The sequence below is a fragment of the Enterobacter sp. BWH64 genome (genome assembly GCF_001037645.1).
In the GTDB taxonomy this organism is placed as follows: domain Bacteria; phylum Pseudomonadota; class Gammaproteobacteria; order Enterobacterales; family Enterobacteriaceae; genus Enterobacter; species Enterobacter hormaechei_C.
Window position 1 is genome coordinate 1,041,742 of sequence record NZ_KQ089922.1, and the last position, 20,710, is coordinate 1,062,451.

Genomic DNA, 20,710 nt, shown 5'->3' on the forward strand with positions numbered 1-20,710 from the left:
AAAAGGGGAGCCTGCCTGGCTCCCCTTTCTACGCGTTACGCGTCCGGGAATTCGAGGATCATGCGTTCAACGTCATCCACCATATGGCGGTTGCCGACGAAGAACGAACGGCGCTGGTGCAGGCTTTCCGGCACGATATCCAGAATACGCTCTTTACCGTCGCTCGCCTTGCCGCCTGCCTGTTCGGCCAGGAACGCCATTGGGTTACACTCGTACAGCAGACGCAGTTTTCCGTCCGGGTGGCTGGCGGTGCTTGGGTAGAGGTAAATACCGCCCTTCAGCAGGTTACGGTGGAAATCCGCCACCAGCGAGCCGATATAGCGCGAGGTGTACGGGCGCTGGGTGGCTTTATCCTCTTCCTGGCAGAATTTGATGTACTTCTTCACGCCGTTCGGGAATTTGATGTAGTTGCCTTCGTTGATGGAGTAGGTGTTGCCCTTCTCCGGGAAGCGCATACGCTCCTGGCACAGGCAGAACACGCCCAGGGACGGATCGTAGGTAAAGGCGTGTACGCCGCAGCCGGTGGTGTACACCAGCATGGTGGACGAGCCATACACCACATAACCGGCAGCAACCTGTTTACTGCCCGGTTGCAGGAAGTCTTCTTCCGTCACCGGTGTGCCAACCGGCGTGACGCGACGGTAGATGGAGAAAATGGTACCGACAGAAACGTTAACGTCGATGTTGGAGGAGCCGTCCAGCGGATCCATCAGAACAACGTATTTCGCGTGTTCACACCCTTCGAATACGACGATCTCATCTTCTTCTTCAGAGGCGATACCCGCAACGATGTCGCGCGCGCGCAGTGCAGCTTTCAGTTTTTCATTGGCGAACAGGTCGAGTTTCTGCTGAACCTCACCCTGAACGTTCTCGGCACCGCTGGCACCCAGGATATCGACCAGACCGGCCTTGTTGATATCGCGGTGGATGATCTTAGCGCCCAGCTTTATTGCCGACAGCAAAGCAGTGAGCTCACCCGTAGCATGAGAGAACTCGTGCTGCTTTTCGACAATAAATTCACCTAACGTTTTCATAACACTTTCCCTGCATCTTATGTTGAGTAAAGCGGTTGATGTCCAACAATCTTAACAAACATTCAAATATTAGCGCAGAGGTGAATCGCGCCAGCAAAATACGGATTTACCTGAAATGCGTTTCACAGCCGCTGACATGTGAGTAAAATGTGCGCCACATTGAAGAAGGATAGTGACGTATGCGCATTCATATATTGGGGATTTGTGGCACTTTCATGGGCGGACTGGCAATGCTGGCGCGCTCGCTGGGCCATGAAGTGACAGGTTCGGACGCCAATGTGTATCCGCCGATGAGCACGCTGCTCGAGAAGCAGGGAATTTCTCTGATTCAGGGATATGACGCCAGCCAGCTGGAGCCGCAGCCGGATCTGGTGATCGTGGGTAACGCCATGACCCGTGGGAATCCATGCGTTGAAGCGGTGCTGGAACGCAATATCCCGTACATGTCTGGCCCGCAGTGGCTGCATGATTTTGTCCTGCGCGACCGCTGGGTTGTCGCCGTTGCCGGGACGCACGGCAAAACCACCACCGCCGGTATGGCGACCTGGATCCTCGAAGCCTGCGGCTACAAGCCGGGCTTCGTGATCGGCGGCGTACCGGGGAATTTCGACGTCTCCGCGCGTCTGGGCGACAGCCCGTTCTTTGTGATTGAAGCGGATGAATACGACTGCGCGTTCTTCGACAAGCGCTCCAAGTTCGTGCATTACTGCCCACGCACGCTGATCCTCAACAACCTTGAGTTCGATCACGCGGATATCTTTGACGACCTGAAAGCGATTCAGAAACAGTTCCACCATCTGGTGCGCATTGTTCCGGGTCAGGGCCGCATTATCCTGCCGGAGAACGACATCAACCTGAAGCAGACTATGGCGATGGGGTGCTGGAGCGAGCAGGAGCTGGTTGGCGAGCAGGGGCACTGGCAGGCGAAAAAGCTCAACGCGGATGCCTCCGAATGGGAAGTGCTGCTCGACGGTGAGAAAGTGGGCGAGGTGAAGTGGGGCCTGGTGGGCGAGCACAACATGCACAACGGCCTGATGGCGATCGCCGCGGCGCGTCACGTGGGCGTACTGCCTGCGGATGCCGCCAATGCGCTGGGCTCGTTTATCAACGCCCGTCGCCGTCTGGAGCTGCGCGGTGAAGCCCACGGCGTTACCGTGTATGACGATTTCGCGCACCACCCAACGGCCATTCTGGCGACGCTTGCCGCATTGCGTGGCAAAGTTGGCGGCACCGCGCGCATTCTGGCCGTGCTGGAACCGCGTTCGAACACCATGAAAATGGGCATCTGCAAAGACGATCTTGCGCCGTCCTTAGGACGTGCCGACGAAGTCTTCCTGCTGCAACCGCAGCATATTCCGTGGCAGGTGGCGGAAGTGGCAGACGCCTGCATTCAGCCGGCGCACTGGAGTGCGGACGTGGATGTCTTAGCGGATATGGTGGTGAAAGCCGCACAGCCTGGCGATCACATTCTGGTGATGAGCAACGGTGGGTTTGGTGGTATCCATCAGAAGCTGCTGGACGGTCTGGCGAAGAAAGCCGCGGCCGCAGAGTAAAAAAAAGCCCGGTGGCGCTAGCGCTTACCGGGCCTACATTTTTTCGCACGACCTTGTAGGCCGGATAAGGCGTTTACGCCGCCATCCGGCGCAAACCCGCACAGATTACTCTTCGTTCTCAGACAGCTCGCGCAGATACTGGAAAATCAGGCGCGCAGACTTCGGCGGCTTATTCCCTTCTTTCTCTTTCTTCGCGTTGCGGATCAGCGATCGCAGCTGCTGGCGGTCGGCATTCGGCCACAGGTTCAGCACTTCAGGTACCGCGTCATCACCCTGCTCGATCAAACGATCGCGGATCTGCTCCAGCTTATGGAACAGCGCAACCTGCTGATTGTGGCGGTTTTTCAGTTTGTCCAGCGCCTGACGGATCGGCTCCACGTCGCGCTGACGCAGCAGTTTACCAATAAGCTGAAGCTGGCGGCGACGCCCTTCTTTCTTGATTTTCTGTGCCAGTTCAATGGCATCACGCAGATCCTGGTCGAGCGGGATCTTATCCAGCGCGTTTTTACCCAGTTCTACCATTTCTGCGCCAAGCTGTTTTAACTCTTCGGCGTCACGTTTAATTTCACTTTTACTGACCCAGATGATCTCATCATCTTCGTCTTCGATGTCATCACCGGGAACGTCGTCGAGCCAGTCTTCGGGCTGCTTAGTCATGTCAGGCTCCTTAAAAAAAGAGGCTAATGTTACCAGTTAAGACGCGCACTGAAAAACGGTTCTCTGTTAGACTTCACTTAACTCTCTCTTACAGTATGGCATTTGCGATGAAAGTAACCTCACAAGTTGAAGCGCAGCGTAAGATCCTGGAAGAAGCCGTCTCCACCGCGCTGACGCTCGCTTCAGGTAAATCAGATGGCGCCGAAGTGGCGGTCAGCAAAACCACCGGCATTAGCGTGAGCACCCGCTATGGCGAAGTGGAGAATGTAGAATTTAACAGCGATGGCGCGCTGGGAATCACGGTGTATCACCAGAATCGTAAAGGCAGCGCGTCGTCTACCGATCTGAGCCCGGATGCCATCGCCCGTACGGTGCAGGCGGCGCTGGATATCGCGCGTTACACCTCCCCGGACCCTTACGCTGGCGTGGCCGATAAAGAGCTGCTGGCGTTTGACGCGCCGGATCTCGATCTGTTCCATCCCGCGGAAGTGACGCCGGATGAAGCCATTGAGCTGGCCGCGCGAGCCGAGCAGGCCTCTTTGCAGGCTGACAAACGCATCACCAATACCGAAGGCGGCAGCTTTAACAGCCACTACGGCATTAAAGTGTTTGGTAACTCCCATGGCATGTTGCAGGGGTACTGCTCAACCCGCCACTCGCTTTCCAGCTGCGTCATCGCCGAAGAAAACGGCGATATGGAGCGTGATTACGCGTATACCATTGGCCGCGCGCTGGGAGATTTGCAGTCTCCGGAGTGGGTGGGAAAAGCGTGCGCCGAACGCACGCTGTCACGCCTTTCGCCGCGTAAACTCTCCACCATGAAAGCGCCGGTCATTTTTGCCAACGAAGTGGCAACCGGCCTGTTTGGTCATCTGGTGGGAGCGATTGCGGGCGGTTCGGTGTACCGTAAATCGACCTTCCTGCTCGACTCGCTGGGCAAGCAGATCCTGCCGGAATGGCTGACCATCGAAGAGCACCCACACCTGCTGAAAGGGCTGGCCTCTACGCCGTTTGACAGCGAAGGCGTGCGCACGGAACGTCGTGATATCGTGAAAGACGGCATTCTGACCCAGTGGCTGCTGACCAACTACTCCGCGCGTAAGCTGGGGCTGAAAAGCACCGGGCACGCGGGCGGCATTCATAACTGGCGCATTGCCGGACAGGGCCTGAATTTTGAACAGATGCTGAAAGAGATGGGCACCGGCCTGGTGGTCACCGAGCTGATGGGGCAGGGCGTGAGCGGTATTACCGGCGACTACTCTCGCGGTGCAGCGGGCTTCTGGGTCGAAAACGGTGAAATTCAGTATCCGGTGAGCGAAATCACCATCGCCGGCAACCTGAAGGACATGTGGCGCAATATTGTTACGGTCGGTAACGATATTGAAACACGCAGCAATATTCAGTGTGGTTCTGTATTACTGCCGGAGATGAAAATCGCCGGGCAATAATACCCGTAAAAGATTGATTAATAATAAAAAAAGGAAGTGAGCAATGCGTAAACACCTGTTAGCGATCGTCGCGGCTTCAACGCTGGTTCTTGGCTCGTCTGCGTTTGCTGCCGATCTCGAAGACAACATGGACATCCTCAGTGAAAACCTGAAGGTGGTGCAGAAAACGGACAATGCGGCGGACATGAAAGACGCATTGACTAAAATGCGTGAAGCCGCGCTGGATGCGCAAAAAGCGACGCCGCCGAAGCTGGAAAGCAAAGCGGCAGACAGCGCCGAGATGAAAGACTACCGCCACGGTTTTGACGTGCTGGTCGGCCAGATTGACGGCGCGCTGAAGCTGGCGAACGAAGGCAAAGTGAAAGAAGCCCAGGCGGCAGCCGATCAGTTTGTCGCGACCCGCAACACGTACCACAAAAAGTATCGTTAATTGGGTGCCTGAGCTGTACGTCCTCTCCCCGTATGCGGAGGCGCATTATGCGCCCCCGCATCGTTGCTCCCTACTTGCCGGAGCGACAATCCATCCGCGCTGTCACTTCAAGCGAGCCGTTACGAAAACGGATCTCGCACAGTGTTTTCCTCGTCACCAGCGTTAAGATGATTATTGTCAAAGAAATAATCATCAAAACCCCGATACTTGGGTTTCTGCGTTTCATGGATGCCTCCTTGCTTTAAAGCGGGCGAGGTAGCGAACTCCACGGTGTGACGTGTCGTTTCGAGCCCCCGCCCTGATTTTTTATCAGGCGGGGCTTTCCACTTTCCGTCCCATGCCTGAGACGGTCAGTCTCAAGCACCCGCCGCCACTCTAGCGGATCCCCATAAGAAAACCTTATCCACGTCACATTTCTACGAGCCTGCTCGTAATCTTTTCCACTCCGCTTACCAGTCTAATGCCGCGTAATAGCGTGATATTCATCACGTAAATCCAGCGATTTATACAGATTCACCGCATTTATGTGGCACAGATCACTGCCGCTGCTCGCCTTTCCACTTCGAAGTGGAAAACAACTCGCTACAAACAATTCCCCCTCGACGTTAGTTTTATTCCAGAGCCATTAACGGGGTAAGACGAGTGATTAACGGAGCGGTAATGAACGACGTTGGGGAACAGGCGGTGCAAACAGAACAGCTCGCGAACACCATGCTTCAGCAGGTCTACGCCCTGCTGGCCCGGCACAACATCATTCCCAACGCGGTACAGGAGCAGATGCTGACCTCCCACGTACGCGCAATGGCGCACCGGTCCGTGACCGGCGAGCCGCTGCCAGAGGTTGAAGCAGAGCTGTTTGACGAAATTTCACCAGATTCAATGCAACTCGCCCGTGAAGTGGTAGCGCAGTTCGGCAACCTTCCTGATGAAGAGGCCTGGCTGCTCTCCGTTCACTTCGAAGTCGCGAAAGACAACCTTTAAGGAGCAACACATGGAACAGATTACAGTCGTGATTGGCGATCGCCTGGGTAAAGGTCAGAAAGTGGCTGCGGGTGTGGAAAAAGCCGGCGGACGCGCGGTTGTCGTACCGGGCATGGCAGCGGATATGAAGCTCGGTGACGTGATGAAAGCAGAAAACGCCACCTTCGGGATCTCCTTCTGCGGCAGCGGCGGCGCGGGCGCCATCACCGCTCAGACCAAATATGGCTACAAGGCCAAATACGGCATGCGCTCCGTGGATGAGGGGGTGACCGCCATCAACGAAGGCTGCAACGTGCTGGGCTTTGGCTTTATGGATAAAGAAGAGCTGGGCGAGCGTCTGGTACAGGCGTGGCAGAAGAAATACGGCGCGTAAGCATGAAAGAACAGTTCACAACCACGGTGAGAGTGAAGGGGAAGGGCGACGCCAAAGCGCGCGCCTTTGCCGACGCCCTCAACCACGTTCAGGCTGCGGTGATGAAAGCCTCACCGCATATCTTACTGCGTATTGAGCCACAGGATGTGCAGGTTGTTCAGGCGCAAGAAGCGGTGCGAAAAGAAGCGTTTCTGTTCTTCTTTTTGCGCCGGGAAAGACGCACCTACAGCGTGGAGCTGGATGTGACCGTCAACGTGACCGCCATCAATCTCGACCAGGTGGATTTCGTCACGCAACGCTGATTATTCATAAAAGGGCAGACTGATGTTCTTAATTATATTAATAAAATCGCTCATCATTGGCGGCCTGGTTGGCGTCGGTGTTGGCGCCGGGGCTGCACGCATGTTTCATGCGCCTACCACTCAGGGTATGGGCGCGTTTCGTACGTTGGGGGAACTGAACTCCTGCGAAGGGGATCCGGCGTCCCACTTCTCCTTTGGGTTAGGTTTCTTCTTTAACGCCTGGGCCTCTTCCGTGGCCGCAGGTGCCTTCACACAGGACGTTGACCACCGCATCATCCCCAACTGGGGTGCTGCTGCACTGATGATTAAAAACCGTAACGTCGGTGAAACGCTGCATGACCCGCGCAAAATGGCGATTGCCTGCGGCATCATCGGCATGATTGTCGTGACCTTCCTTAACCTGACCGCCTCCTCCGTTCCGGCAGCGCTTCAGGTGACCGCCGTGAAGGTGCTGGTACCGGCGGCGAACCTGCTGGTCAACACCGTGATGCCGGTGATCTTCTGGCTGGCGGCCATCGACGCGGGTAAAAAATCGGGCTTCTGGGCCACCATCTTTGGCGGCGCGGCACAGCTGATCATGGGTAACGCCGTACCGGGTCTGGTACTGGGTATTCTGATTGGTAAAGGTGTTGAAGAGAGTGGCTGGAACCACGTCACCAAAGTGATGATGGCGGCGATCGTTCTGCTCTTCGTGCTGAGCGGCTTCTTCCGCGGCTTCGACATGAAGATGATCGAATCCTTCCATCTGACCGTGCCGAACTGGCTCGACATGATCCACAACTCGCTCAGCGGTAAATAACAGGAGCCTCTAAATGGAACAGAATAAAGGTTTTTGGTATGCCGACTGGTCGTTCCCGATCTTCGTTGGCCTGCTCTCCTCCGGCGTCTTTGCCGGGACGCACATGTACTACCTCTACGGCATCGGCGCGTTTAACGAAGTGGCCTTCGTGGCGATGCTGAAAGCGGGAATCGATACCGGCGTCTACGGCGCGGTGGCGGCGTTCGGTGCTAGCTTCCTGTTCGCCCGTATTATCGAAGGCTCGCTGGTGGGTATTCTCGATATCGGCGGTGCGATCCAGACCGGCGTGGGCCTTGGCGTTCCGGCGCTGCTGCTGGGCGCGGGGATCATGTTCCCGGTGACCAACTTCATTGCCGCGCTGATTACCGGCCTGGTGATTGGCCTGGCGATTGGCTACGTCATCATCCTGGCGCGTAAGTTCACCATCAATCAGAGCAACTCCACCTACGGCGCAGACGTGATGATGGGCGCGGGTAACGCCTCCGGCCGCTTCCTCGGGCCGTTGATTATCCTCAGCGCCATGACCGCCTCCATTCCAATCGGCGTCGGTTCCCTGGTAGGCGCACTGCTGTTCTACATCTGGCAGAAGCCGATTACCGGTGGCGCCATCCTCGGCGCAATGATTTTGGGCTGGCTGTTCCCGGTCGCCCTTTAATACCCGCGGGCGCTTCGGTGCCCGCTTTATCAGGAGATCCTCATGTTTGATTTACTCCTGCGCCGTGCGCGCCTCGCCGACGATACCCTGACCGATATCGCCATCCAGGACGGGAAGATTGCCGCGACAGGCGACATTGACGCTCCCGCCCGCAAAACGGTTGAGCTGAACGGCGACGTGTTCGTCAGCGCGGGCTGGATTGACTCCCACGTCCACTGCTACCCGAACTCCCCGATTTACCACGACGAGCCGGACAGCGTGGGCATTGCCACCGGCGTCACCACCGTGGTGGACGCGGGCAGTACCGGCGCCGACGACGTGGACGATTTTTACGCCATCACTCGCAAAGCCTCCACCGAGGTGTTTGCCCTGCTGAACATCTCCCGCGTGGGGCTGATCGCCCAGAACGAGCTGGCCAACATGGCGAACATTGACGCCGATGCGGTGAAGCAGGCGGTGACGCGCCACCCGGATTTTATCGTTGGCCTGAAGGCGCGCATGAGCAGCAGCGTGGTCGGTGAAAACGGCATCACCCCGCTGGAGCGCGCGAAAGCGATTCAGAAAGAGAACGGCGACCTGCCGCTGATGGTGCACATCGGCAACAACCCGCCGAACCTCGATGAGATTGCCGAACTGCTGAGCTCCGGCGACATCATCACCCACTGCTACAACGGCAAGCCTAACCGCATTCTGACGCCCTCCGGCGAGCTACGCGCCTCCATTACGTCTGCGCTGAAGCGCGGCGTGCGCCTGGACGTCGGTCACGGCACGGCGAGCTTCAGCTTTGAAGTGGCGAAGCGCGCCATTGCGATGGGCATTCTGCCGCATACCATCAGCTCGGATATTTACTGCCGCAACCGCATCAACGGCCCGGTCGGCTCGCTGGCGAGCGTGATGTCGAAATTCCTCGCCATCGGCATGTCATTGCCGCAGGTGATTGACTGTGTCACGGCCAACGCCGCCGACGGCCTGCGCCTGACGCGCAAAGGCCGCATTCAGCCTGGCCTCGACGCCGATCTGACGCTGTTTACGCTCAAGCGCCAGCCGACGGTGCTGACGGATGCCGAAAACGACAGCCTACAGGCTGAACACATTCTGATGCCGCTTGCCGCGATCCGCGCGGGCAAGGGCTACATGACCGAACAAGGGAGCACGGAACATGCCTTCGATTTATGAGAAGTACAACTTAAAGCAGGTTATCAACACCTCTGGCCGCATGACGGCGCTGGGTGTCTCCACGCCGCGCCCGGAAGTGGTGCAGGCGGCGATGGACGGCATGAATCACTATTTCGAGATGAAGGATCTGGTCAATAAAACCGGGGAATACATCGCGAAGCTGCTGGAGGTGGAAGGGGCGACGGTGGTCTCCTGCGCGTCGGCGGGCATTGCCCAGTCCGTGGCGGCGGTGCTGGTGAAAGACAGCGACTGGCTGCTGGAAAACCTGCACGTCACACCGATTGAAAACAACGAAATCGTCCTGCCGAAAGGCCACAACGTGAACTTTGGCGCGCCGGTGGGCACCATGGTGGCGCTGGGCGGCGGCAAGCAGGTGGAGGCGGGCTACGCCAACGAATGCTCTGCCGATCAGCTGGCGGCGGCGATCACTCCGCGCACGGCGGCGATCCTCTACATCAAATCGCACCACTGCGTGCAGAAAAGCATGCTCAGCGTCGAGCAGGCGGCGGTCGTGGCGCGCAAGCACGATCTCCCGCTGATCGTCGATGCGGCGGCGGAAGAAGATCTGCACGCCTACTACCGCTCCGGTGCCGATCTGGTGATCTACAGCGGCGCGAAGGCGATCGAAGGGCCAACCAGCGGGCTGGTGATCGGCAAAACCCAGTACGTTGAGTGGGTGAAGCGCCAGACGGCGGGCATTGGTCGCGCGATGAAAGTGGGCAAAGAGGGTATCCTGGGCCTGACCTGCGCCATCGAACACTACCTGACGGCGACCAAAGAGAGCGGGGCCGAGATGGTGGCGAAGATGACGCCGTTTATCGACGCGTTGAACACCCTGAACGGCGTGACCGCGCGCGTGGTCTGGGACAGCGCCGGTCGCGATATCGCCCGTACCGAGATTAAGTTCGACGAAGCCGCTACGGGCGTCGGCACGGGCGATCTGGTGGCGAAGCTGAAACAGGGCGAATACGCCATTTACTTCCGTGGTTATAAGGCCAACGAAGGGATTATCGAGGCGGACGTGCGCAGCGTGAATGCTGACCAGCTGAACATCGTGTACCGCCGCATTAGCGAAGTATTAGGACAGGAGAAAAAAGCATGAAACTGACCCCCAACTTTTACCGTGACCGCGTCTGCCTGAACGTGCTGGCAGGCTCAAAGGCCAACGCCAGCGCCATTTACGAGGCGGCGGAAGGTCACGTGCTGGTGGGCGTGCTCTCCAAAAATTACCCGGACGTGGCGAGCGCGGTTGCGGACATGCGCGAATACGCCGCGCTGATTGATAATGCGCTCTCCGTGGGGCTGGGCGCGGGCGACCCGAACCAGTCGGCGATGGTGAGTGAAATCTCCCGCCAGGTGCAGCCGCAGCACGTTAACCAGGTCTTTACCGGCGTGGCCACCAGCCGCGCGCTGCTGGGGCAGAATGAGTCGGTGGTCAACGGTCTGGTCTCCCCGACCGGCACCGTCGGCATGGTGAAAATCTCCACCGGCCCGCTGAGCAGCGCAGCTATGGACGGCATAGTGCCGGTTGAAACCGCTATCGCCCTGCTGAAAGATTTCGGCGGCAGCTCCATCAAGTACTTCCCGATGGGCGGCCTGAAATGCCGTGACGAATACCAGGCGGTGGCGGAAGCCTGCGCCCGTCACGACTTCTGGCTGGAGCCGACCGGGGGAATCGATCTGGAGAACTTCGAGGCGATCTTGCAGATCGCCCTGGATGCGGGCGTGAGCAAAATCATCCCGCATATCTACAGCTCGATTATCGATAAAGCCAGCGGTGATACGCGTCCGGAAGATGTGCGTACGCTGCTGGCGATGACGAAGAAGCTGGTTAAGTAGAACCTGCCCCTCACCCTAACCCTCTCCCACCGGGAGAGGGAACCTTTACCCCCTCTCCCTTTGGGAGAGGGCTGGGGTGAGGGGAAACAAACCGCACACACCCGAAGGAGCCACCATGCACACCCGTACCCTGCTTGTCGCTTCACTCTCTTTACTTGCTACCTCTGCAATCGCTCAAACCCAGTACGCCTGGGTGGGTACCTATAATCCGAACGGTGAAGGGCTGTACCGCTTTACCGTCGATCCGCAAACCGGTGCGCTGAACGATAAAACACTGGTGAGCAAACTGCCGAACGCCGCGCAGTTAATCGTCTCACACGACGGCAAAACGCTGTATCTGGCAAGCGAAGTGGAGCAGGGCGTGGTGCAGGCGCTGCGCATCGGTGATAACGGCGCGCTGAGCGAGCTGAATCAGGTGTCCTCCGGCGGCGCGGGGCCGGTGTATCTTTCCCTGACGCCGAACGGCAAACATCTGCTGGTGGCAAACTACGTCAGCGGAACTGTCGCGGTGCTGCCCGTTAACGCAGACGGCAGCCTGGGCGATGCTACGGACACCCATCAGGACAAAGGCGAACCGGGCGCGGCGAAGCCGGAAGCTGCCGTCGAGGGCAGTTTCGCCATCAGCGATCATAACGGCCCACATGCGCACATGATCGCCGCCGATCCGGACGGGAAATACGTTTTTTCCACCGATCTGGGGCTGGATCGCATCTATCAGTACCGTTTTGACGATCAAACCGGGAAGCTGACTCCTAACGATCCGCCATTTATCAGCGCCTCCTCAAAAGGGGCCGGGCCGCGCCACTTCGTCTTTACGCCGAAAGGCGATGCCCTGTGGCTGATTAACGAAGAGGCGTCTACGCTCACCCATTATGCGCTGGACAGTAATGGCAGGCTGAAAGAGGGTAAAACGGTTTCAGCCCTGCCGGACGGTTATAAAGGCACCAGTTTTGCTGCCGGGCTGGCGCTAAGCGCCGACGGGAAACAGCTGTATGTCGCTAACCGTTTGCATAACAGCATCGGGCACTTTACCGTAACGGCGGAGGGTACGCTGACGCATCAGGATGATGTCTGGACGCGCGGCGACTATCCGCGCACCCTGACGCTCGATAAGCAGGGTCGCTGGCTGTACGTCATGAACCAGCGCAGCGACAACATTACCCGTTTCCGCGTGGCGCCGGACGGCAAGCTGAGCGCCGAGCCAGACTATACCCCGGTCGGCAGCCCATCCCAGATGGTCATTTCACCCTGAGCAGTAAGAGGACAACGACGTGCGATTTCCGAACCAACGTTTAGCGCAACTTTTCGATCTGTTGCAAAACGAGACGCTGCCACAGGACGAGCTGGCGCAGCGGCTGTCGGTCTCCACGCGAACCGTCCGGGCGGATATCACCGCCCTGAACGCGCTGCTGGCCAGCCACGGCGCGCAGTTCATTTTGAGCCGGGGCAACGGCTATCAGCTCAAAATTAATGATGTCGTGCGCTATCAACAATTGCAGGCGTCCCACCCGCGCGCGCTGCGTATTCCGCGAACCGGACCGGAGCGCGTGCACTATCTGGTGGTGCGTTTTCTGACGTCAGCCTTTTCCCTCAAGCTGGAGGATCTGGCCGATGAGTGGTTCGTCAGCCGGGCTACGTTGCAGAGCGACATGGTGGAAGTGCGCGAGTGGTTTCACCGTTATAACCTGACGCTGGAAACCCGCCCGCGCCACGGGATGAAGCTGTTTGGCAGCGAGATGGCGATCCGCGCCTGCCTGACCGACCTCCTGTGGGAGCTGGCGCAGCAGGACAGCCTGAACCCGCTGGTGACCGACGTGGCGCTGAATGCGGGGGTGGCGGAAAAGATGGTGCCGGTGCTGCACGATGCGCTGACGCGCCATCACATTCGCCTGACCGATGAAGGCGAGCTGTTCCTGCGCCTGTACTGCGCGGTGTCGGTGCGGCGCATCAGCGAGGGGTATCCGCTGCCGGAATTCCACGCGGAGGACGTGGAAGAGAACGTGCGTGAGGCGGCGAAAGATATCGCGGTGGCTATCCAGGAGCTGGCGGGCAAAGCGCTTTCGCCGTCAGAAGAGAGCTGGCTGTGTGTGCACATTGCGGCGCGGCAGATCCAGGAGATCGCCCCCAGCGCGATTAACGCCGACGACGACGAAGCCCTAGTCAACTACATTCTGCGCTACATCAACACCCACTATAACTACAACCTGCTGAGCGATGAGCAACTGCATGCAGATCTGCTCACGCACATCAAAACCATGATTACCCGCGTGCGGTATCAAATCATGATCCCCAATCCGCTGCTGGATAACATCAAGCAGCACTACCCGATGGCGTGGGATATGACCCTCGCGGCGGTGTCGAGCTGGGGCAAATACACCCCGTATGTGATCAGCGAAAACGAAATTGGTTTTCTGGTGCTGCATATCGGCGTCGGGCTGGAGCGCCATTACAATATCGGCTACCAGCGCCAGCCGCGGGTGCTGCTGGTGTGCGACGCCGGTAACGCGATGGTGCGCATGATCGAGGCGGTACTTCAGCGTAAATATCCGCAGATTGAGGTGACGCGCACGCTCACCCTTCGTGAGTACGAGCTTGCCGATGCCATTGGCGAAGACTTCGTGATCTCCACCGCCCGCGTGAGCGAAAAATCCAAACCGGTGGTGATGATCGCCCCGTTCCCGACCGATTATCAGTTAGAGCAGATCGGCAAGCTGGTGCTGGTGGATCGCACCCGCCCGTGGATGCTGGAAAAATACTTCGACGCGGCCCATTTCCGCATTCTCGACAAGCCTGTCGACCAGCAAACGCTGTTCCGCGAACTGTGCGGGCAGCTTGAAGGGGAAGGTTTTGTCGGCGCGGAGTTTCTGGAATCGGTTATCGAGCGTGAAGCCATCGTCAGCACCATGCTCGGCGACGGCATCGCGCTGCCGCACTCCCTCGGGCTGCTGGCGCAAAAAACGGTGGTCTACACCGTGCTGGCGCCGCAGGGCATTCAGTGGGGAGATGAAACCGCTCATGTCATCTTCCTGCTCGCCATCAGCAAAAGCGAGTACGAAGAGGCAATGGCGATTTACGACATCTTTGTCACCTTCCTGCGTGAACGCGCGATGGCGCGCCTGTGCCAGTGCGAGAATTTTGCGGCGTTTAAGGCTGAGGCGATGGAGAGTTTGAGTCGGTTTTGACGTTCAGGCGGACAGAGGATATCCGCCTTCATTCAACGCAGATGATGCACAACCTGGTTGCTGCTGCCGCGCCAGATAAGCATAGGATCTTTTAGATCCTGCACGAACTTGCCGTCGACCAGGACGTTAATCAGATCCACCACTTCCATCTGCTGCGCATTCAGTTCATCCAGCTTATAGCCCGTCCAGACCCAGATGTCTTTTCCTGCGCACTCGCGGCGGATGCGTTTTACCAGCTTCAGGATCTCCGGCACGTTTTGCGGATGGAGCGGGTCGCCGCCGGAGAGCGAGATCCCCTGGCGTTTGATGCGCATGTCGTTCAGGTCGTTGATGATGCGGTCTTCCATCTCAGCGGTAAACGGCATACCCGAGTTCAGGCGCCAGGTGCTTTTGTTGTAGCAGCCGGGGCACTCGTGAACGCAGCCTGATACAAACAGGGTACAGCGGGTGCCGGGGCCGTTGACGATGTCGACGGGGTAGTACTGGTGATAGTTCATCGCGAATAACCACGCCGGGTGGCGCTGCGCTTACCCGGCCTACAAAAGAGAGCGGTCCGTAGGCCCGGTAAGCGCAGCGCCACCGGGCATTAACGTGGCAGCGGATTACCCGATCTGCCCATTCCCCAGATGTTTCACCCTGCGCTTCACCTCTTCCTGCTTACCGGCGTTAAACGGACGGGCGTCCGGGCTGCCGAGGTAGCCGCACACGCGGCGGGTCACGGAAACGCGGGCTGCATCGTGGTTACCGCATTTCGGGCAGGTGAAGCCTTTGCTGGTGCATTCGAACTCACCGGTAAAGCCGCACTCGTAGCACTCGTCAATTGGCGTGTTGGTTCCGTAGTACGGCACGTGCTGATAGCTGTAATCCCACACGTCTTCCAGCGCCTTCAGGTTGTGCTGAATGTTCGGGTACTCGCCGTAGCAGATAAAACCGCCGTTCGCGATGGGCGGATAGGCCGCTTCAAAGTCGATCTTGTCGTACGGGTTCACCTTCTTCTCCACATCGAGGTGGAAGCTGTTGGTGTAGTAACCTTTGTCGGTCACGCCTTCCACTATGCCGAACTCGGCGGTGTCCAGACGGCAGAAGCGATCGCAGAGGTTTTCGCTCGGCGTGCTGTACAGGCTGAAACCGTAGCCAGTTTCCTCTTTCCACTGGTCTACCGCATCGCGCAGGCGCTGCACAATCGCGATACCTTTCTCACGCAGGGCGTCGTTGTCATAGATGTGCTTGTCGCCAAACAGCGCGTTAATCGTTTCGTGAACGCCGATATAGCCAAGAGAGATCGACGCGCGACCGTTTTTGAAGATCTCCGACACATCATCGTCCGCCTTCAGGCGAACGCCGCAGGCTCCTTCCATATAGAGAATTGGCGCGACGCGGGCTTTCACCCCTTCAAGACGGGCGATGCGGGTCATCAGCGCCTTACGTGCCAGCTGTAAACGTTCATCCAGCAGCGTCCAGAAGGCCGCTTCATTCCCTTTAGCTTCCAGCGCGATGCGCGGCAGGTTCAGGCTGATGACGCCCAGGTTGTTGCGCCCGTCGTGGATCTGCTCGCCGTTCTCATCTTCGTACACGCCGAGGAAGCTGCGGCAGCCCATTGGCGTTTTAAACGAACCGGTGACTTTCACAACCTGATCGTAGTTGAGGATGTCCGGGTACATACGCTTGCTCGCGCACTCCAGCGCCAGCTGCTTGATGTCATAGTTCGGATCGCCAAACTTGTGGTTCAGGCCGTCGCGAATGGCGAACACCAGTTTCGGGAACACCGCCGTTTTACGGTTTTTACCGAGGCCGGAGATGCGGTTGCGCAGAATAGACTGCTGGATGAGGCGTGATTCCCAGCTGGTGCCGAGGCCAAACCCGAAGGTCACAAACGGCGTCTGGCCGTTGGCGGTGTGCAGCGTATTTACCTCATATTCCAGCGACTGGAACGCGTCGTAGCACTCTTTCTCGGTGCGGGAACGGGCGTAACCGTCGGCATCCGGGATCTGCCACTCTTCCGCCGTTTTACGGTGTTTGTTGAAGCTCTCGGCCACGAACGGGGCCAGTACTTCATCGATGCGGTTAATGGTGGTGCCGCCATAGATGTGGCTCGCCACCTGGGCGATGATCTGCGCCGTGACCGCCGTCGCGGTGGAGATGGATTTCGGCGGCTCAATCTCGGCGTTACCCATTTTAAAACCGTGGGTCAGCATGCCTTTCAGGTCGATCAGCATGCAGTTAAACATCGGGAAGAACGGCGAGTAGTCGAGATCGTGATAGTGGATCTCACCGCGCTCGTGCGCAGACACCACGTCGCGCGGCAGCAGGTGCTGGCGGGCATAGTGCTTGGCGACGATACCGGCCAGCAGGTCGCGCTGGGTTGGGATCACTTTGCTGTCTTTGTTGGCATTTTCATTGAGCAGCGACGAGTTGGTTTGCTCTACCAGGCCGCGGATCTCCTGGTTCAGGCGACCGCGTTTCTCACGTTGGACGTCACGGTCGTGACGATACTCAATGTAGGCGCGCGCCAGCTGCTTGTACGGACCAGACATCAGCTGGTTTTCAACCGCGGTCTGGATCTCGTTGATATCCACCTGGCTGCGTTCATGCATCTGGCTGCTAACGACTTCTGCGACGGTGGCGCAGTAATCTGCGTCATCGACTCCCGCTGCTTTAGCTGCACGCAGAATGGCTTCTTTGATGCGCTCTGATTTAAACGGCACTTTACAGCCATCACGTTTCATCACATGCGGTGTCATGATCACTCCATTTTAAAAACAGGTTATCCACAAAGGTGGAGAAGTATTCACCGGACGTATTCCTCGCCGCGGCAAAGACTTCCCGCGTGCCCAGCTCGTGTTATCCACAATTCCGGCCAGCGTTCGCGCCGTCTTGTTGTTGGAATAGTAGACGATAAATACAAGATGTTGGGTCGGCGTGCATTTTAAGTGCTACATATAGTGATTTGCATCAAACAAGTTTGCGATTTTTTTGATGCAGAACAAAGTAAAAAGACGAGAGTACAAACGGCGGGCGCTGGGGCAATTGTAAAGACTCGAAGGAAAAATCTGATTAATTATTCAACAAAAACAAGCGCTCAGCAGAGCCTGTGCTGAGCGCTGCTCGATTAACTCACCCCGCAGGCCCAGCTCAACCCTGCCTGCAAAAAGGCTACGGTAACGATGCAGCCCAGTACCAACGGGATGAGAAGAGAGCTTTCGGGGGCATCGTCCTGTTTTTGAGAACCTTCATTACTCAGCGCAGACATCGCCTCTTCCCGCGTACGCGCCGCCAGCAATTGCTCACGCACCCGCTCATCCGTGAGTCTGCTGGTCAGCGTCGTCAGCAGGTGCATATGCGTACTGCCTGCTTCCGCTGGCGGAATGGCGAGCAGGAAAACCATCCTCACCTCTTCATCACCCTCCAGCCCCGGCCAGCATATCGGATCGTCAAAGAGCGCCAGACAAAATGCCGCCTGTTGCACCGCCTCGGTTTTACCGTGCGGGACAGCGAGCGCTTCACCCAGCGCGGTAGGGCCTTCACTTTCACGTTGTAAAACGCTTTCGATAAATGCCTCTCGATCGTTGATGACCTTCCGCCTGGCGAGCGGCTCGGTGAGCCAACGGATCACTGCTTCCGGCGTACGTTGGGGCGGGTTGATAAACACCAGATCGGGATGCGTCAATGCCAGCAAGTTCATATTAAGCCTCAATCAAAAAATCGCAGGTTGCGGAGGGGAGGATCGCCGTTACCGGTTGCATCGGCTCTTCCAGATAGTTGATCTGCCGTAACACTGCCAGACTTTCCGGGACGAGAGCCGGTTGTGTCCCGGCGTTAAATACGCGTAAGACGGTGCCATGCAGCAGCTGCGCATGGGGCAGAGCGGAAAGGATGAGCGGCTCCGGCACGGTCAGTAGCGAGAACTCTGCCGGAAGCCTGCGCTCGGGCAGACGCAACGAAAAGCGCTCAAGACGGTGATCGAGCGTGTGTAGCGTTTGCCGTTGGTAGGTGAAGGGCTGTCCAGCCGCCTGATTTTCCAGCTGGCGCAGCGTGAGGTGGTCGGCGTTGTCGGCCAGCGCGACGGTGAATGAAAAGCGCAACGGTTTCAGCAACTGGGCATCAGGAGTCTCAACCACCGTATTATTGATGCCGGAGGCCCGACCCGGTCGCCATTCGAGATCGCTGCGTCCGAGCACGCCCGTCGATTTAAACATCGTCAGGGCAATAGCAGCGGGTTCGCTGCCGATAATCTGAAATTCTTTCATGCCACGGCTAGTCACAACCAGCGCTTTACCCGGTTCCGTGACAGCGATAATGCCCTCGCTGGTTTCGATATCCACGGGCTTCTCGCGATAGCGTTCTTGCCAGTGTTCACCGTCATATCCCGTTTCGCGCTGGATGATTGCGAAGGGCTGTGAGGCGATAGCGTGACGGGTGTGAACATCGCTGCCGATCAGTAAACGTAGCCGGTGATCGCAGTGGCTGTTTTCCAGCGAAGCCTCGACATACAGATTCGGATCGTCGTGGCGTAATTCGCAGACCAGACGAATGGATAACGGCGTTCGGGCCGTATCCTGACGGCTGGCGAGATCCTGCGGAAGACGCATTGTGGCCTCGACGGTCAGCTTTTCGACAAGCGGCGTTTTTACGCCGTCGACGAGCGTAAAATTCGAACAGCGCGTCGGCGCGTCGCCCGCAAGCGGTGAGAAATCGTAGCTGTCGCCCGCGTCCGCGCAGTCTTCAAAGGTAAAGAAAGAGGGGATACGTCTGCCGCTGCGTTTGTCATGCAGGGTAAGCGTTCCGGCATCCAGCGACAGTCGATAATGCGCATTCTCAATCTCGCTGCCCTTTATCTTTTCAGACGCCAGGAAAGGCGCAGGGTCTTCTTCAACGTTAACGGTGAGATAGCCGATCGGCGGCAGAACCGGTGTCTTTACCGCAACGTGCCAGCGGTAATAAGGGAGAAGGGGCGTCTCGCACTCGCCCTCGGCGGTAAGGGAGATCGCCGTTCCGCCGGGCAGAATGTCTCTTTCCAGGACGTCGAAAGGGATGGGCTGCCCCTGATGTGTCAGGGCGATATTATCCGCCCGGCTATACAGGGTGGTTATCACCACGCGCTGCGTTGGGGTAGCTAGCGGGTTAAAGATCAGCAGGTCGCCATCCTGAACGCAGGCGGCGGCCAGGGTTTTCACCACCAGATTCCACAGGCTATGGCACAGCTGTTCGGTTTGTTCCAGTCGATGCAGAATGTCGCGGTTGGTGGCATCGCTATTACAGCCGCCAATGGAATCGTGGGCATGGTTTCGCAACAGCTTTTTCCAGAGGGTGTCGACTACCGCGAGGTTGACCGGAATCCCCTGGTGACGCGCCATTGCGATTGTCGGCTCCAGCTGTCGCAGGATGAACTGTTCAACCTCATCGTTTTTCTTTTTGATGTCGTAGCGCACGGAGCCGATCGTTTTATGGATGCGGGTGTAGCGCGGCGATTTCAGCTCTCCTTCCAGGAGCTCAAACTGTTCACGCTGCGCGCGAAGGGTTTCTACATAACGCTCCAGAGAGCTGATGAAGTAACGGTCCTGATCCGGGGACTGTGCGCTGGCGACCTCCAGGATTTTCGGCAGCGCCGGGTCGATGCTGACCTGATCGCCGCCGCAGGGCAGGAGCAGGTCGTTTAGACCGGCCCGTGAACGCAAAAGTGTGGTCATCGGGTAGATTTTTCCCCGGAGATGGGAGGCTTCCGAACGCATGTTTTTAGCCGCGCCATAACCGAGCGCCATCGCACAGGCGATGACGGTCGCACCTGAGGGTGCGCGCCAGAGGAACTGGCTGCTTTTGGCGTGCCTGTCGTGATCGATACCGCGCCAGAAGACGATATTGTCGATATTGCAGCCCTGCAAGATCGTGGGCATTTGCGCATTGTGGCCAAAGGTATCCGGAAGATACCCAACCTGCATCGCATGCCCCAGCGTCCGGGCAGAAAAAATGCCGTACTTCAGGTTGCGGATAATCGATTCGCCATGCACGTTGTAGGTGTCCGTCTGGGTATACCATGGCCCTACGAAGATCCTTTTTTCTCTGACCAGCTTTTCCAGCCTGGCGCGATAATCAGGATTGATGGCGAGAAAGTCCTCCACTACCGCCATCTGTCCGTCAAGGTGATAGCAGGTGTAAGCGGAGTCCTGCTCCAGCGTGTTGATGACGTCCGCAAAATTATATGACGCCAGCACCATGCTGTCCTGACGGGTGAAATACCACTCCTGATCCCAGTGCGTATGGGCAATGACGTGGATCTGATTCAT

General features: G+C 57.8%; 20 protein-coding genes. 13 read left to right on the forward strand and 7 right to left on the reverse strand.

Annotated elements, in window-relative coordinates:
• Nucleotides 1-35: 35 nt before the first annotated feature.
• A complete protein-coding gene (gene fbp, locus SK50_RS04995; RefSeq protein ID WP_048229133.1) occupies nt 36-1,034 on the reverse strand; it encodes a class 1 fructose-bisphosphatase in 999 nt (332 codons plus the stop codon).
• A 179-nt stretch (nt 1,035-1,213) separates the two neighbouring features.
• Here fbp and mpl point away from each other — a divergent pair, with 179 nt between their 5' ends.
• Nucleotides 1,214-2,587, forward strand: coding sequence for a UDP-N-acetylmuramate:L-alanyl-gamma-D-glutamyl-meso-diaminopimelate ligase (gene mpl, locus SK50_RS05000; protein WP_017694649.1), 1,374 nt, complete (start codon nt 1,214-1,216; stop codon nt 2,585-2,587).
• A 105-nt stretch (nt 2,588-2,692) separates the two neighbouring features.
• Here the strand turns inward: mpl and yjgA are convergent, their stop codons facing one another.
• On the reverse strand, nt 2,693-3,244 hold the full coding sequence (gene yjgA, locus SK50_RS05005; protein WP_003856072.1) for a ribosome biogenesis factor YjgA: 552 nt from the start codon (nt 3,242-3,244) through the stop codon (nt 2,693-2,695).
• Nucleotides 3,245-3,339: 95 nt separating this feature from the next.
• Here yjgA and pmbA point away from each other — a divergent pair, with 95 nt between their 5' ends.
• Entirely contained in the window at nt 3,340-4,692 is a 1,353-nt protein-coding gene (gene pmbA, locus SK50_RS05010; RefSeq protein WP_015572506.1) for a metalloprotease PmbA, read from the forward strand.
• A gap of 43 nt (nt 4,693-4,735) precedes the next feature.
• Complete coding sequence (gene cybC, locus SK50_RS05015; protein ID WP_010427378.1) at nt 4,736-5,122, forward strand: cytochrome b562; 387 nt, start codon at nt 4,736-4,738, stop codon at nt 5,120-5,122.
• A gap of 70 nt (nt 5,123-5,192) precedes the next feature.
• Here the strand turns inward: cybC and SK50_RS23055 are convergent, their stop codons facing one another.
• The gene (locus tag SK50_RS23055) at nt 5,193-5,348 is read right to left on the reverse strand and encodes a Hok/Gef family protein (protein ID WP_017383916.1); all 156 of its coding nucleotides are present in this window, start codon (nt 5,346-5,348) and stop codon (nt 5,193-5,195) included.
• A 416-nt stretch (nt 5,349-5,764) separates the two neighbouring features.
• Here SK50_RS23055 and SK50_RS05025 point away from each other — a divergent pair, with 416 nt between their 5' ends.
• From SK50_RS05025 to SK50_RS05070, 10 genes are all read left to right on the forward strand, one after another.
• Complete coding sequence (locus SK50_RS05025; protein ID WP_026080657.1) at nt 5,765-6,103, forward strand: PRD domain-containing protein; 339 nt, start codon at nt 5,765-5,767, stop codon at nt 6,101-6,103.
• A 10-nt stretch (nt 6,104-6,113) separates the two neighbouring features.
• Complete coding sequence (locus SK50_RS05030) at nt 6,114-6,476, forward strand: SFCGS family glycine-rich protein (protein ID WP_006810339.1); 363 nt, start codon at nt 6,114-6,116, stop codon at nt 6,474-6,476.
• A 2-nt stretch (nt 6,477-6,478) separates the two neighbouring features.
• Nucleotides 6,479-6,778 carry a DUF4312 family protein gene (locus SK50_RS05035; RefSeq protein ID WP_006810338.1) on the forward strand — a complete coding sequence of 100 codons (300 nt, stop codon included), beginning with the start codon at nt 6,479-6,481 and terminating at the stop codon, nt 6,776-6,778.
• A gap of 22 nt (nt 6,779-6,800) precedes the next feature.
• Nucleotides 6,801-7,577 (forward strand): DUF4311 domain-containing protein, encoded by a 777-nt coding sequence (locus tag SK50_RS05040; RefSeq protein WP_006810337.1) that lies wholly within the window; start codon nt 6,801-6,803, stop codon nt 7,575-7,577.
• 13 nt (nt 7,578-7,590) lie between these two features.
• A complete protein-coding gene (locus tag SK50_RS05045; protein WP_015572508.1) occupies nt 7,591-8,232 on the forward strand; it encodes a DUF4310 family protein in 642 nt (213 codons plus the stop codon).
• A 42-nt stretch (nt 8,233-8,274) separates the two neighbouring features.
• On the forward strand, nt 8,275-9,408 hold the full coding sequence (locus SK50_RS05050; RefSeq protein ID WP_017383915.1) for an amidohydrolase/deacetylase family metallohydrolase: 1,134 nt from the start codon (nt 8,275-8,277) through the stop codon (nt 9,406-9,408).
• Nucleotides 9,392-10,510 carry a DgaE family pyridoxal phosphate-dependent ammonia lyase gene (locus tag SK50_RS05055; RefSeq protein WP_045344391.1) on the forward strand — a complete coding sequence of 373 codons (1,119 nt, stop codon included), beginning with the start codon at nt 9,392-9,394 and terminating at the stop codon, nt 10,508-10,510. Before SK50_RS05050 ends, SK50_RS05055 begins: the two co-directional genes overlap by 17 nt.
• Nucleotides 10,507-11,247 (forward strand): 2-dehydro-3-deoxy-phosphogluconate aldolase, encoded by a 741-nt coding sequence (locus tag SK50_RS05060; protein WP_015572511.1) that lies wholly within the window; start codon nt 10,507-10,509, stop codon nt 11,245-11,247. The genes SK50_RS05055 and SK50_RS05060 overlap by 4 nt, the downstream gene beginning before the upstream one ends.
• Nucleotides 11,248-11,362: 115 nt before the next feature.
• Complete coding sequence (locus tag SK50_RS05065; protein WP_032671490.1) at nt 11,363-12,499, forward strand: lactonase family protein; 1,137 nt, start codon at nt 11,363-11,365, stop codon at nt 12,497-12,499.
• Nucleotides 12,500-12,518: 19 nt separating this feature from the next.
• Nucleotides 12,519-14,429: a BglG family transcription antiterminator gene (locus SK50_RS05070; RefSeq protein ID WP_017383912.1), complete on the forward strand. Its 1,911-nt coding sequence runs from the start codon at nt 12,519-12,521 to the stop codon at nt 14,427-14,429.
• A gap of 32 nt (nt 14,430-14,461) precedes the next feature.
• On the opposite strand, the gene nrdG is transcribed toward SK50_RS05070, so the two are convergent.
• From nrdG to SK50_RS05090, 4 genes are all read right to left on the reverse strand, one after another.
• A complete protein-coding gene (gene nrdG / locus SK50_RS05075) occupies nt 14,462-14,926 on the reverse strand; it encodes an anaerobic ribonucleoside-triphosphate reductase-activating protein (RefSeq protein ID WP_048229139.1) in 465 nt (154 codons plus the stop codon).
• 105 nt (nt 14,927-15,031) lie between these two features.
• On the reverse strand, nt 15,032-17,170 hold the full coding sequence (gene nrdD, locus SK50_RS05080; protein ID WP_045344394.1) for an anaerobic ribonucleoside-triphosphate reductase: 2,139 nt from the start codon (nt 17,168-17,170) through the stop codon (nt 15,032-15,034).
• Nucleotides 17,171-17,538: 368 nt separating this feature from the next.
• Nucleotides 17,539-18,111, reverse strand: coding sequence for a PTS sugar transporter subunit IIA (locus SK50_RS05085; protein ID WP_015572515.1), 573 nt, complete (start codon nt 18,109-18,111; stop codon nt 17,539-17,541).
• A gap of 1 nt (nt 18,112) precedes the next feature.
• Nucleotides 18,113-20,710 carry a glycoside hydrolase family 38 N-terminal domain-containing protein gene (locus SK50_RS05090; RefSeq protein WP_045344395.1) on the reverse strand — a complete coding sequence of 866 codons (2,598 nt, stop codon included), beginning with the start codon at nt 20,708-20,710 and terminating at the stop codon, nt 18,113-18,115.

What these genes read in the sequence shown, in the direction of transcription:
- fbp (WP_048229133.1), bottom strand. Translation starts at nt 1,034, where the DNA reads ATGAAAACGTTAGGTGAATTTATTGTCGAAAAGCAGCACGAGTTCTCT.
- mpl (WP_017694649.1), top strand. Translation starts at nt 1,214, where the DNA reads ATGCGCATTCATATATTGGGGATTTGTGGCACTTTCATGGGCGGACTG.
- yjgA (WP_003856072.1), bottom strand. Translation starts at nt 3,244, where the DNA reads ATGACTAAGCAGCCCGAAGACTGGCTCGACGACGTTCCCGGTGATGAC.
- pmbA (WP_015572506.1), top strand. Translation starts at nt 3,340, where the DNA reads ATGGCATTTGCGATGAAAGTAACCTCACAAGTTGAAGCGCAGCGTAAG.
- cybC (WP_010427378.1), top strand. Translation starts at nt 4,736, where the DNA reads ATGCGTAAACACCTGTTAGCGATCGTCGCGGCTTCAACGCTGGTTCTT.
- SK50_RS23055 (WP_017383916.1), bottom strand. Translation starts at nt 5,348, where the DNA reads ATGAAACGCAGAAACCCAAGTATCGGGGTTTTGATGATTATTTCTTTG.
- SK50_RS05030 (WP_006810339.1), top strand. Translation starts at nt 6,114, where the DNA reads ATGGAACAGATTACAGTCGTGATTGGCGATCGCCTGGGTAAAGGTCAG.
- SK50_RS05035 (WP_006810338.1), top strand. Translation starts at nt 6,479, where the DNA reads ATGAAAGAACAGTTCACAACCACGGTGAGAGTGAAGGGGAAGGGCGAC.
- SK50_RS05040 (WP_006810337.1), top strand. Translation starts at nt 6,801, where the DNA reads ATGTTCTTAATTATATTAATAAAATCGCTCATCATTGGCGGCCTGGTT.
- SK50_RS05045 (WP_015572508.1), top strand. Translation starts at nt 7,591, where the DNA reads ATGGAACAGAATAAAGGTTTTTGGTATGCCGACTGGTCGTTCCCGATC.
- SK50_RS05050 (WP_017383915.1), top strand. Translation starts at nt 8,275, where the DNA reads ATGTTTGATTTACTCCTGCGCCGTGCGCGCCTCGCCGACGATACCCTG.
- SK50_RS05055 (WP_045344391.1), top strand. Translation starts at nt 9,392, where the DNA reads ATGCCTTCGATTTATGAGAAGTACAACTTAAAGCAGGTTATCAACACC.
- SK50_RS05060 (WP_015572511.1), top strand. Translation starts at nt 10,507, where the DNA reads ATGAAACTGACCCCCAACTTTTACCGTGACCGCGTCTGCCTGAACGTG.
- SK50_RS05065 (WP_032671490.1), top strand. Translation starts at nt 11,363, where the DNA reads ATGCACACCCGTACCCTGCTTGTCGCTTCACTCTCTTTACTTGCTACC.
- nrdG (WP_048229139.1), bottom strand. Translation starts at nt 14,926, where the DNA reads ATGAACTATCACCAGTACTACCCCGTCGACATCGTCAACGGCCCCGGC.
- nrdD (WP_045344394.1), bottom strand. Translation starts at nt 17,170, where the DNA reads ATGACACCGCATGTGATGAAACGTGATGGCTGTAAAGTGCCGTTTAAA.
- SK50_RS05085 (WP_015572515.1), bottom strand. Translation starts at nt 18,111, where the DNA reads ATGAACTTGCTGGCATTGACGCATCCCGATCTGGTGTTTATCAACCCG.
- SK50_RS05090 (WP_045344395.1), bottom strand. Translation starts at nt 20,710, where the DNA reads ATGAATCAGATCCACGTCATTGCCCATACGCACTGGGATCAGGAGTGG.